Origin of the sequence: Klebsiella sp. 2-CIP_Kleb., assembly GCF_050378715.1 — a bacterium.
GTDB classification, from domain to species: Bacteria; Pseudomonadota; Gammaproteobacteria; order Enterobacterales; family Enterobacteriaceae; genus Klebsiella; species Klebsiella quasipneumoniae.
Genome location: NZ_JBNRLG010000001.1, coordinates 1,383,862 through 1,395,849, shown reverse-complemented (window position 1 = coordinate 1,395,849; position 11,988 = coordinate 1,383,862). Strand labels below are relative to the sequence as shown.

11 protein-coding genes are annotated in these 11,988 nt (G+C 60.8%); 10 read left to right on the top strand and 1 reads right to left on the bottom strand.

The annotated features are described in order from the left end of the window. Positions 1–9 precede the first annotated feature (9 nt). The 6 genes from nuoI to nuoN all read left to right on the top strand — a co-directional run bounded on the left by nuoI (position 10) and on the right by nuoN (position 6,546). Positions 10–552 carry an NADH-quinone oxidoreductase subunit NuoI gene (gene nuoI / locus ACQUTP_RS06760; RefSeq protein ID WP_002913152.1) on the top strand — a complete coding sequence of 181 codons (543 nt, stop codon included), beginning with the start codon at positions 10–12 and terminating at the stop codon, positions 550–552. A 10-nt stretch (positions 553–562) separates the two neighbouring features. Beyond that, entirely contained in the window at positions 563–1,117 is a 555-nt protein-coding gene (gene nuoJ / locus ACQUTP_RS06755) for an NADH-quinone oxidoreductase subunit J (protein ID WP_004201743.1), read from the top strand. Then, positions 1,114–1,416, top strand: coding sequence for an NADH-quinone oxidoreductase subunit NuoK (gene nuoK / locus ACQUTP_RS06750; protein WP_002913148.1), 303 nt, complete (start codon positions 1,114–1,116; stop codon positions 1,414–1,416). The genes nuoJ and nuoK overlap by 4 nt, the downstream gene beginning before the upstream one ends. Further along, entirely contained in the window at positions 1,413–3,254 is a 1,842-nt protein-coding gene (nuoL, locus tag ACQUTP_RS06745) for an NADH-quinone oxidoreductase subunit L (RefSeq protein ID WP_285755118.1), read from the top strand. Before nuoK ends, nuoL begins: the two co-directional genes overlap by 4 nt. Before the next feature lie 298 nt (positions 3,255–3,552). Beyond that, the gene (nuoM, locus tag ACQUTP_RS06740) at positions 3,553–5,082 is read left to right on the top strand and encodes an NADH-quinone oxidoreductase subunit M (protein ID WP_004201738.1); all 1,530 of its coding nucleotides are present in this window, start codon (positions 3,553–3,555) and stop codon (positions 5,080–5,082) included. 6 nt (positions 5,083–5,088) lie between these two features. Continuing rightward, positions 5,089–6,546, top strand: coding sequence for an NADH-quinone oxidoreductase subunit NuoN (gene nuoN, locus ACQUTP_RS06735; RefSeq protein WP_004201737.1), 1,458 nt, complete (start codon positions 5,089–5,091; stop codon positions 6,544–6,546). Between the two features lie 56 nt (positions 6,547–6,602). Here nuoN and rnz read toward each other — a convergent pair whose 3' ends face one another. Continuing rightward, the gene (rnz, locus tag ACQUTP_RS06730; RefSeq protein WP_004201736.1) at positions 6,603–7,523 is read right to left on the bottom strand and encodes a ribonuclease Z; all 921 of its coding nucleotides are present in this window, start codon (positions 7,521–7,523) and stop codon (positions 6,603–6,605) included. Between the two features lie 57 nt (positions 7,524–7,580). Between rnz and ACQUTP_RS06725 the strand changes: the two genes are divergently transcribed. The 4 genes from ACQUTP_RS06725 (at position 7,581) to menH (ending at position 11,974) form a co-directional block, all read left to right on the top strand. Further along, positions 7,581–8,042 (top strand): GNAT family N-acetyltransferase, encoded by a 462-nt coding sequence (locus ACQUTP_RS06725; protein ID WP_004201734.1) that lies wholly within the window; start codon positions 7,581–7,583, stop codon positions 8,040–8,042. 135 nt (positions 8,043–8,177) lie between these two features. Beyond that, on the top strand, positions 8,178–9,467 hold the full coding sequence (menF, locus tag ACQUTP_RS06720; protein ID WP_264924406.1) for an isochorismate synthase MenF: 1,290 nt from the start codon (positions 8,178–8,180) through the stop codon (positions 9,465–9,467). A gap of 81 nt (positions 9,468–9,548) precedes the next feature. Beyond that, positions 9,549–11,219, top strand: a complete 1,671-nt coding sequence (menD, locus tag ACQUTP_RS06715) for a 2-succinyl-5-enolpyruvyl-6-hydroxy-3-cyclohexene-1-carboxylic-acid synthase (protein WP_049004649.1) — start codon at positions 9,549–9,551, stop codon at positions 11,217–11,219. After that, positions 11,216–11,974: a 2-succinyl-6-hydroxy-2,4-cyclohexadiene-1-carboxylate synthase gene (gene menH, locus ACQUTP_RS06710; RefSeq protein WP_155008964.1), complete on the top strand. Its 759-nt coding sequence runs from the start codon at positions 11,216–11,218 to the stop codon at positions 11,972–11,974. The genes menD and menH overlap by 4 nt, the downstream gene beginning before the upstream one ends. Positions 11,975–11,988: the final 14 nt, after the last annotated feature.

Sequence of the window (11,988 nt, the reverse complement as noted above, 5' to 3'; positions counted from 1 at the left end):
GAATTGAACATGACCTTAAAAGAATTATTGGTGGGGTTCGGCACCCAGGTCCGGAGTATCTGGATGATTGGCCTGCATGCCTTCGCCAAACGTGAAACCCGGATGTACCCGGAAGAGCCGGTCTATTTGCCGCCGCGTTATCGCGGCCGCATCGTGCTGACGCGCGATCCGGACGGTGCAGAGCGCTGCGTCGCCTGTAACCTGTGTGCGGTAGCCTGCCCGGTGGGCTGTATTTCGCTGCAGAAAGCAGAGACGGTAGACGGCCGCTGGTACCCTGAGTTCTTCCGCATCAACTTCTCACGCTGCATCTTCTGCGGTCTGTGCGAAGAAGCGTGCCCGACCACGGCGATCCAGTTGACCCCTGACTTCGAGCTGGGTGAATACAAACGTCAGGATCTGGTGTACGAAAAAGAGGATCTGCTGATTTCCGGTCCGGGCAAATACCCGGAATATAACTTCTACCGGATGGCGGGTATGGCAATCGACGGCAAAGATAAGGGCGAAGCGGAAAACGAAGCTAAGCCGATCGACGTCAAGAGCCTGTTACCGTAAGGAGAGGGCAATGGAATTCGCTTTTTATATCTGTGGCCTGATCGCCATCCTCGCAACCTTGCGGGTCGTCACCCACACCAATCCGGTGCATGCGCTGTTGTACCTGATCATTTCGCTGTTAGCGATTGCCGGGGTGTTCTTCTCGCTGGGCGCGTACTTCGCCGGGGCGCTGGAGATTATCGTCTACGCTGGGGCCATTATGGTGCTGTTCGTCTTCGTGGTGATGATGCTCAACCTGGGCGGCAGCGAAATCGAACAGGAACGCAAATGGCTGCAGCCGGGGATCTGGATTGGCCCGGCCATCCTCTCCGCAGTGCTGCTGGTGGTTATCGTTTACGCCATTCTGGGGATTAACGACCAGGGTATCGACGGCGCGGCAATCAACGCTAAAGAAGTGGGTATTGCGCTGTTTGGGCCGTACGTCCTGGCGGTGGAGCTGGCCTCCATGCTGCTGCTGGCGGGCCTGGTGGTCGCCTTCCACATCGGTCGCGAAGAGCGCGCCGGCGAGGTGCTGAGCAACCGCGTGAACGACAGCGACAAAAGAAAAACGGAGGAACACGCATGATCCCCTTAACACATGGACTGATCCTCGCGGCCATCCTGTTTGTGCTTGGTCTGACGGGGCTGGTGATCCGCCGCAATCTGCTGTTTATGTTGATCAGCCTGGAAATCATGATTAACGCCGCCGCGCTGGCCTTTGTGGTGGCGGGCAGCTACTGGGGCCAGGCAGATGGTCAGATTATGTATATCCTCGCCATCAGCCTTGCGGCTGCGGAAGCGAGTATCGGTCTGGCGCTGCTGCTGCAGCTCCATCGTCGCCGCCAGAACCTGAACATCGATTCAGTAAGTGAGTTGCGTGGATGAACATGCTTGCCTTAACCATTCTTTTGCCATTGATTGGCTTTGTGCTGCTGGCCTTCTCCCGCGGGCGCTGGTCGGAAAACCTTTCCGCCACCGTTGGCATGGGCTCGGTAGGCCTGGCGGCGCTGGTCACCGCCTATGTCGGCGTCGACTTTTTCGCTAACGGCAAACAGGCGGTCAGCGTGCCGCTGTGGACCTGGATGTCGGTAGGGGATTTCAACATCGGCTTCAACCTGGTGCTGGACGGCCTGTCGCTGACCATGCTCTCCGTGGTGACCGGCGTCGGCTTCCTGATCCACATGTTCGCCTCCTGGTATATGCGCGGTGAAGAGGGCTACTCCCGCTTCTTCGCCTACACCAACCTGTTTATCGCCAGCATGGTGGTTCTGGTACTGGCCGACAACCTGCTGCTGATGTACCTGGGTTGGGAAGGGGTGGGTCTTTGCTCTTACCTGCTGATCGGCTTCTACTACACCGATCCGAAGAACGGCGCCGCAGCGATGAAAGCGTTTGTGGTGACCCGCGTCGGCGACGTGTTCCTCGCCTTCGCGCTGTTCATCCTCTACAACGAACTGGGTACCCTCAACTTCCGCGAAATGGTTGAGCTGGCGCCGCAGCACTTTGCTAACGGCAGTACCACGCTGCAGTGGGCGACGCTGATGCTGCTCGGCGGCGCGGTCGGTAAATCCGCCCAGCTGCCGCTGCAAACGTGGCTTGCCGATGCGATGGCGGGTCCGACGCCGGTTTCCGCGCTGATCCACGCCGCGACCATGGTCACCGCCGGCGTCTACCTGATCGCCCGTACCCACGGTCTGTTCCTGATGACACCGGAAGTGCTGCATCTGGTCGGGATCGTCGGGGCGGTTACCCTGGTGCTGTCGGGCTTCGCCGCGCTGGTGCAGACCGACATTAAACGCGTTCTCGCTTACTCCACCATGAGCCAGATTGGCTACATGTTCCTCGCGCTGGGCGTGCAGGCATGGGACGCGGCGATTTTCCATCTGATGACTCACGCGTTCTTTAAAGCGCTGCTGTTCCTGTCGTCTGGTTCGGTGATTCTCGCCTGCCATCACGAACAGAACATCTTCAAGATGGGCGGCCTGCGCAAATCTATTCCGCTGGTGTACGTCTGCTTCCTGGTGGGGGGCGCGGCGCTGTCCGCTCTGCCGCTCATTACCGCAGGCTTCTTCAGTAAGGATGAGATTCTGGCGGGGGCGATGGCCAACGGCCATATCAACCTGATGGTGGCGGGCTTGGTCGGCGCCTTTATGACCTCGCTGTACACCTTCCGCATGATTTTCATTGTGTTCCACGGTAAAGAGCAAATTCACGCGCACGCAGGGAAGGGGATCACCCATCATCTGCCGCTGATTGTGCTGCTGGTGCTGTCCACCTTCGTTGGCGCGCTGATCGTGCCGCCGCTGGAAGGCGTCTTACCGCAGACCACTGAACTGGCGCACGGCAGCGTGATGACGCTGGAGATTGCCTCCGGGATCATCGCTATTGCCGGCATCCTGATCGCCGCATGGCTGTGGCTGGGCAAACGCACCCTGGTGACCTCTATCGCCAACAGCGCGCCTGGCCGCTTCTTCGGTACCTGGTGGTTCCATGCCTGGGGCTTCGACTGGTTATACGACAAAGTATTCGTTAAGCCATTCCTCGGCATTGCCTGGCTGCTGAAGAGCGATCCGCTGAACTCGTTGATGAATATCCCGGCGCTCCTCTCCCGCTTCGCAGGTAAAGGCCTGCTGGTGAGCGAGAACGGCTATCTGCGCTGGTATGTGGCGTCAATGAGCATTGGCGCGGTGGTGGTGCTGGCGCTGCTGATGGTATTGCGTTGAGTTTGAGAACGATTGTGTTGCCCGGCGGCCCGGTGCTTGCCGGGCCTACGGGAGCGTAGGTCGGGTAAGCATTAGCTCCACCCGACAAAACAAGCCTCAAACCGAAGTGAATTTTCTGTGAGAATTCGTTGAAAATCAGGTCGTAAAGGACAGGCATTATCGGCGAAGTCAACGTGGACGCCGCCTGCGCGGAGCAACCGGAGCGTATTAAAGTACGTGAGGATTGTGAGCACAGCCGGAGTTCGCTATGACGAGTAAGATAGCCTGAACCGGACTTAAATAAGGAATAAAAATCACCATGTTATTGCCTTGGTTGATATTAATCCCCTTTATCGGCGGCTTCCTGTGCTGGCAGACCGAACGCTTTGGCGTGAAAGTGCCGCGCTGGATCGCGCTGATTACCATGGGACTGACGCTGGTGCTTGGCCTGCAGCTGTGGATGCAGGGCGGCTATTCTCTGACGCAATCCGCGGGTATTCCGCAGTGGCAGTCTGAGTTCGTGCTGCCGTGGATCCCACGCTTCGGCATTAGCATTCATCTGGCGATCGACGGCCTGTCGCTGCTGATGGTAGTGCTGACCGGCCTGCTCGGCGTGCTGGCGGTGCTCTGTTCCTGGCGCGAAATCGAAAAATACCAGGGCTTCTTCCACCTCAACCTGATGTGGATCCTGGGCGGCGTCATCGGCGTGTTCCTCGCCATCGACATGTTCCTGTTCTTCTTCTTCTGGGAAATGATGTTGGTGCCGATGTACTTCCTGATCGCGCTGTGGGGCCACAAAGCCTCTGATGGTAAAACGCGTATCACGGCGGCCACCAAGTTCTTCATCTATACCCAGGCGAGCGGCCTGGTGATGCTGATTGCCATTCTGGCGCTGGCATTCGTCCACTTCAACGCCACCGGCGTGTGGACTTTCAACTATGAAGAGCTACTGAAAACCCCGATGTCCCACGGCGTGGAATATCTGCTGATGCTCGGCTTCTTCATCGCCTTCGCGGTGAAAATGCCGGTGGTGCCGCTGCACGGCTGGCTGCCGGACGCCCACTCCCAGGCGCCGACCGCCGGTTCCGTCGACCTTGCGGGGATCCTGCTGAAAACTGCGGCCTACGGTCTGCTGCGCTTTGCGCTGCCGCTGTTCCCGAACGCCTCCGCCGAGTTTGCGCCTATCGCCATGTGGCTGGGCGTGATCGGGATCTTCTACGGCGCGTGGATGGCCTTTGCCCAGACTGATATCAAACGTCTCATCGCCTACACCTCCGTGTCCCACATGGGCTTCGTGCTGATTGCTATCTACACCGGCAGCCAGCTGGCGTATCAGGGGGCGGTGATCCAGATGATTGCTCACGGTCTCTCCGCGGCGGGTCTGTTTATTCTCTGCGGCCAGCTGTACGAACGTCTACATACCCGTGACATGCGTCAGATGGGCGGTCTGTGGAGCAAAATCAAATGGCTGCCGGCGATGTCGATGTTCTTCGCCGTCGCCACCCTGGGGATGCCGGGCACCGGTAACTTCGTCGGCGAATTTATGATCCTGTTCGGCAGCTATAAAGTGGTGCCGGTGATCACCGTGATCTCGACCTTTGGTCTGGTATTCGCGTCCGTTTACTCGCTGTCGATGCTGCATCGCGCTTACTTCGGTAAAGCGAAAAGCGAAATCGCGGCGAAAGCGCTGCCGGGGATGTCCCTGCGTGAACTGTCTATCATCCTGCTGCTGGTGGTGCTGCTGGTGCTGTTGGGCTTCTTCCCACAGCCGATCCTCGACACCTCGCATGCTGCGATGAGCAACATTCAGCAGTGGTTTGTTAATTCTGTTTCTACTACAAGGCCGTAATTCGCCATGACAATAACTCCACAACAACTGATCGCACTGCTACCGCTGCTGATCGTCGGCTTGACGGTGGTGGTTGTGATGCTCTCCATTGCGTGGCGACGCAATCATTTTCTCAATGCCACGCTGTCGGTTCTCGGGCTTAATGCCGCGCTGGTCTCGCTCTGGTTCGTCGGCCAGAATGGGGCAATGGACGTCACGCCGCTGATCCGCGTTGACGGCTACGCGATGCTCTACACTGGGCTGGTGCTGCTGGCGAGTCTCGCCACCTGTACTTTCGCCTATCCGTGGCTTGAGGGTTACAAGGACAACAAAGAAGAGTTCTACCTGCTGGTGCTGATCGCCGCCCTGGGCGGCATTCTGCTGGCCGGTGCGAATCATCTGGCGGCGCTGTTCCTCGGCATTGAGTTAATCTCGCTGCCGCTGTTCGGCCTGGTCGGCTACGCCTTCCGCCAGAAGCGTTCGCTGGAAGCGAGCATCAAATACACCATCCTCTCCGCTGCAGCCTCCTCTTTCCTGCTGTTCGGTATGGCGCTGGTGTATGCGAACTCCGGCAACCTGTCCTTCCTTGCGCTGGGCAAGAGCCTGGCGGACAACACGCTGCACGAGCCGCTGCTGCTGGCGGGTCTCGGCCTGATGATCGTCGGTCTTGGCTTTAAGCTGTCGCTGGTGCCGTTCCACCTGTGGACGCCGGACGTTTACCAGGGGGCGCCTGCGCCGGTCTCCACCTTCCTGGCGACCGCCAGCAAGATCGCCATCTTCGGCGTGGTGATGCGTCTGTTCCTGTACATGCCGGTGGGCAACAGCGAAGCGGTGCGCGTGGTGCTGGGGCTGATCGCCTTCGCCTCTATCATCTTCGGTAACCTGATGGCGCTGAGCCAGACCAATATCAAACGTCTGCTCGGTTATTCTTCTATCTCCCACCTCGGCTATCTGCTGGTGGCGCTGATCGCCCTGCAAAGCGGCGAAATGTCGATGGAAGCCGTTGGCGTCTACCTGGCCGGCTACCTGTTCAGCAGCCTCGGCGCGTTCGGCGTGGTCAGCCTGATGTCCAGCCCATACCGTGGCCCGGACGCGGACTCGCTGTTCTCCTACCGCGGTCTGTTCTGGCACCGTCCGATCCTGTCGGCGGTGATGACGGTGATGATGCTCTCCCTGGCCGGTATCCCAATGACTCTCGGCTTTATCGGTAAGTTCTACGTGCTGGCCGTCGGTGTTCACGCCCATCTGTGGTGGCTGGTTGCCGCGGTGGTTGTCGGCTCGGCGATCGGTCTCTACTACTACCTGCGCGTGGCGGTGAGCTTGTACCTGAGCGCGCCGGAGCAGCTGAACCGTGATGCGCCGTCGAACTGGCAGTACAGCGCTGGCGGTATCGTGGTGCTGATCTCTGCCCTGCTGGTGCTGGTGCTCGGTATCTGGCCGCAGCCGCTGATTAGCATCGTGCAGCTGGCGACGCCGCTGATGTAAGTGGATTGACTCAATAAAAAAACCGCCGGAATGGCGGTTTTTTTATGCCCGGAATGTTACGCCACCGTGTAAACCATAAAGTCTTCCGCCAGCAGGGTGTCCGGGAAAATCTCCCGGCATTCCGCCAGCATCCGCAGGCAGCCCTCGGCATCGTAGCGTGAGCTAAAGTGGGTGGCGATAAGCGTGCCGACGCCTGCCTCTTTAGCCAGCGTCGCGGTCTGCTGACTGGAGGAGTGGCCGCGACTATTGGCTTTCTCCGCCATCGCCTGCTCCAGGGTGGTCTCGTGGACCATCACATCCGCCCCGCGCGCCATCTCCAGCGCCTGCGGGCAGGGGGCGGTATCGCCAAAGATGGCCAGCGTTTTACCCGGCGTGGCGGGCCCCAGGTAGCGGCTGCCGTCGATCACCCGGCCATCCGCCAGCGTCACCTGTTCACCGCGCTTAAGGCGGTGAAACAGCGGCCCGGGAGGCACGCCGTCGGCAATCAGCTGGGCGGCGTCGAGGGCGCCGGGCTTGTCGTGTTGCTCAATGCGATACCCGTAGCACTCCACCGGATGGCTAAGCGGGAACGCGGTGACCCGATAGCCCTCTTCGTCGAACACCAGACCGGGGCCGACTTCGATGATGGTCAGAGGATAGTCGGTCCACGAGCCGCTGAGGCGCAGCGCGGTGTCAATGAATTCTTTTATTCCTGTTGGTCCGTAGACCGTCAGCGGCAGCGAATTCCCCTGCATCGAGCGGCTGCACAGCAGCCCGGGCAGGCCGAACAGATGGTCGCCGTGCAAATGGGTAATAAAGATCTTATTCAGTTTGCCAGGATGATGGGGCGTATGCAGAAACTGATGCTGGGTCCCTTCGCCGCAGTCAAACAACCACATTTCGGCGCGGGTTGGCTGTTGCAAATTGAGTATTATCGACGTCATATTACGCGTGCGGGTCGGCACCCCGGCGGATGTCCCCAAAAAAGTTAATTCCATCGTCCAGTGTCCTCAGGGCGAGTCGCAAAACATCAGTATATCAATAAGGAGCAGCAGATGATGACCTGGCAGGACCTCCATCATAGTGAACTCACCGTTCCCCAGCTGTATGCGCTACTGAAGCTGCGCAGCGAAGTCTTTGTCGTGGAGCAGCAGTGCGCTTATCAGGATGTCGACGGCGATGATTTGGTTGGGGAAAATCGCCATCTTCTCGGCTGGCGCGATGGCGAACTGGTGGCTTATGCGCGGATCCTTAAAAGCGAAGAGATGTACGATCCGGTGGTGATTGGCCGGGTTATCGTCAGCCCCGCCGCGCGCGGCGAAAAGCTTGGCCATCAGCTGATGGCGCAGGCGCTGGCCAGCTGTCAGCGGCACTGGCCGCAAAAGTCGATTTACCTTGGGGCGCAGGCGCACCTGCAAGCTTTTTACGCCCACTTCGGTTTTACGCCGGTGACTGAGGTCTATGATGAGGATGGCATTCCGCACATCGGCATGGCGCGGGAAAGCCGCGCTGTTTGACCCCTCAACACTCACATTCCAACCCTGTTCCGGGCCGGCGAGCAGGTGAGATAAAACCCGCTCCCTCGTCATGGGTACTGCTATTCCGCCGTCGAACCCCTTATAATGTGGGGTTTTACTACCGTGGAGGTTTGCGTGCTGTCTGTTTCCACTGCGCTGGCCCGTTTACGTGACGGCCTGAGTGAGCCCTTTCCTGACTCACCCGGCACGCGAATTATCGATATTGCCTTTCCGCTGAATGATGCCTTCGATCCGCTGCTATGGTGCGGCCAGCAGCCGCAGTGGCCGCAGTTCTACTGGCAACAGCGCAATGGCGACGAGGAGCTGGCGGCGCTGGGGGCGGTAAAAAGCTTTCCCTCGCTCGACGCCGCGAACCGCTTTTTACACCAGGCCGGACGGCAGGATCTGCGCATCTGCGGCCTGAATGCGTTTGCCCCGCAGCAAGGCCGGCTGGTGCTGCCGCGTCTGGAATGGCGTCGGTGCGGCGGCAGGGCCGTGATGCGACTGGTGCTGCACAGCGACCTCTCACTGCGCGACGATGCCATGACGGCGCGTGATTTTCTCGCCAGCCTGACCACCGCCCAGGCGACCCCTGGCGGCGTACCGCCGCTGTTGAGCGAGCGCCACTCCTCCGATTATCCCCTGTGGCAGGCAATGATAGACCTGGCGACGCAGGCCATCGCCGCCGGCGACATGGATAAAGTGGTGCTGGCGCGGGCAACCGACCTGCAGTTTGCCGCCCCGCTGGATGCCGTGAGCATCATGGCCGCCAGCCGCAGCCGCAATCTTAACTGTTTTCATTTCCTGATGGCGTTCAATGCCCGTCAGGCGTTTTTCGGCTCCACGCCGGAGCGGCTGTGGCGCCGGCGCGGCGCGCTGCTGCGCACCGAAGCGCTGGCGGGCACCGTCGCTAATCATCAGGATGACGCGAAGGCGCAGCAGTTGGCCGACTGGTTGATGAAAGACGACAAAAATCAGCGGGAAAACATGCTGGTGGTGGAGGATATCTGCCAGCGCCTGCAGAGTGAGGCCTCGACGCTGGACGTTCTGCCGCCGCAGGTGGTGAGGTTGCGCAAGGTACAGCATCTTCGACGCTGCATCTGGACCGAGCTGGCGGAGCCTGACGACAGCCGCTGTCTGCTGCAGCTGCAGCCTACCGCCGCGGTGGCCGGCCTGCCGCGGCGGGCGGCGCTGGCATTCATTCAGCGCCATGAACCTTTTTCCCGTGAATGGTACGCCGGTTCCGCCGGGTATCTGTCGCTGGCGCAAAGCGAGTTTTGCGTGGCGCTGCGTTCGGCGAAAGTGGACAACGACACCCTGCGACTGTATGCCGGGGCGGGGATCGTCAGCGGCTCCGATGCGCTGCAGGAGTGGCAGGAGATTGACAACAAAGCGGCCGGGCTGCGCTCGCTACTCTGTCCATAAGCGGGAATGACGATGCATATCAAAACGCCGTCACTTTGGCTTATCTATACTTAGCATCAATATTTGATACCGGACAATTTCATGTCAGTAAGCGCATTTAACCGACGCTGGGCGGCGGTGATCCTGGAAGCTTTAACGCGCCACGGTGTGCAGCATATCTGCATCGCGCCGGGCTCGCGCTCGACACCCTTAACCCTGGCGGCGGCGGAAAACCGCGCCTTTATCCATCATACCCATTTTGACGAACGCGGCCTCGGCCACCTGGCGCTCGGTCTGGCGAAAGCCAGCCGCCAGCCGGTGGCGGTCATTGTGACCTCCGGGACCGCCACCGCGAACCTCTATCCGGCGCTGATTGAGGCAGGGCTCACCGGGGAAAAGCTGATTCTCCTGACCGCCGACCGTCCGCCGGAGCTGATCGACTGTGGCGCCAATCAGGCGATTCGTCAGCCGGGGATGTTCGCCTCCCATCCGTCGCAGACGATTTCTCTGCCGCGTCCCTCGCAGGATATTTCCGCCCGCTGGCTGGTCTCGACCATCGACCAGGTGCTGGGCGAGCTGCACGCCGGCGGGGTGCATATCAACTGCCCGTTCGCCGAACCGCTGTATGGCGATATGGATGATACCGGCGTGGAGTGGCAGCAGCAGCTCGGCAGCTGGTGGCAGAGCGATAAGCCCTGGTTACGTCAGGCGCTGCAGAGGGAAAGTGAGAAACAGCGCGACTGGTTCTTCTGGCGGCAAAAGCGCGGCGTGGTCGTGGCGGGCAGAATGAGCGCTGCCGAAGGGAAAAAAGTGGCCGAGTGGGCCCAAACCCTCGGCTGGCCGCTGATCGGCGATGTCCTGTCGCAGACCGGGCAGCCGCTGCCGTGCGCTGACCTGTGGCTGGGCAATGGCAAAGCGGTGAGCGAGCTGGCGCAGGCGCAGATAGTGGTTCAGCTCGGCAGCAGCCTGACCGGCAAGCGGGTTCTGCAGTGGCAGGCCACCTGCGAGCCTGATGAATACTGGCTGGTGGATAATCTGCCCGGTCGTCTCGATCCGGCACAGCACCGCGGCCGCCGTCTGCTTGCCAGCGTTGACCGCTGGCTTGAGCTGCACCCGGCGGAGAAACGCCAGCCGTGGGCGACGGCCATTCCTGAACTGGCCCGTCAGGCGTGGGAGGCGGCGGTCGCCAGCAACGAACCCTTTGGCGAAGCGCAGCTGGCGCAGCGAATTCGCCGCTATCTGCCGGAACAGGGGCAACTGTTTGTCGGCAACAGCCTGGTGGTGCGCCTGATCGACGCCCTGGCGCAGCTGCCGGCCGGCTACCCGGTTTACAGCAACCGCGGCGCCAGCGGCATTGATGGCTTGATCGCCACCGCCGCCGGCGTGCAGCGCGCCAGCGCCAGGCCAACCCTGGCCATCGTCGGCGATCTTTCGGCGCTGTACGATCTCAACTCGCTGGCCCTACTGCGCCAGGCGTCGGCGCCGCTGGTGCTGATCGTGGTGAACAACAACGGCGGGCAGATTTTCTCCATGTTGCCGACGCCGCAGGACGAGCGGCGTCAGTTCTACTTAATGCCGCAGGATGTTGATTTCAGCCACGCGGCGGCGATGTTCGGCCTGGCCTATCATCGCCCGGCTGACTGGCAGGCGCTGGATGAGGCGCTGGCCGGCGCCTGGCGCAGGGCAGGGGCGACGGTGATTGAGCTGGCGGTCAATGAGACCGACGGCACACAGACCCTCCAGCAGCTGCTGGCGCAGGTAAGCCGCCTGTGACTCTCAGCGCGGCTGTCGAACATGGCCAGCCGGGTTATCCCTGGCTGGTCTTTCTGCACGGTTTTTCCGGCGACCGCAACGAGTGGCGGGAAGTGGGCGACGCGTTTCGCGCCTGGCCGCGGCTGTATCTCGATCTGCCGGGCCACGGCGGCTCCGCGAATATCGCAGTGCAGGACTTTGCCGGGGTCAATATTCTGCTGCAGGCTACGCTTAATAGTTACAACATACTTAACTACTGGCTGATCGGCTACTCGCTGGGGGGCCGGGTGGCGATGAACTTCGCCTGCCAGCCGCGCGCGGGTCTGCGCGGCCTGATCGTCGAAGGCGGCCATCCTGGCCTGAAGGATGCCGAAGCGCGGCGGGCGCGGCGCAGCAACGACAGCGCCTGGGCGGACCGTTTTCGCCATGAGCCGTTGGCGCAGGTCTTTGCCGACTGGTATCAGCAGCCGGTCTTCGCTTCACTGAACGCCGGGCAGCGCGCGGCGCTGGTCGCCTTACGCAGCCGGAACAACGGCGCGACGCTGGCGGCGATGTTGCAGGCAACCTCCCTTGCCGGGCAGGCCGATCTGCGCGCATCCCTGCAGGCGCGCGATTTCCCCTTTCATTACCTGTGCGGCGAGCACGACGCGAAGTTTCACGCCATCGCCCAGGCGCTCGCGGCGGATCTCCATCTTATTCACCATGCCGGACACAACGCGCACCGGGACAACCCGGCGGCGGTGATTGCCTGTCTGGCGCAGATTTTGGCAAGTTAACTGAAGGACATTCT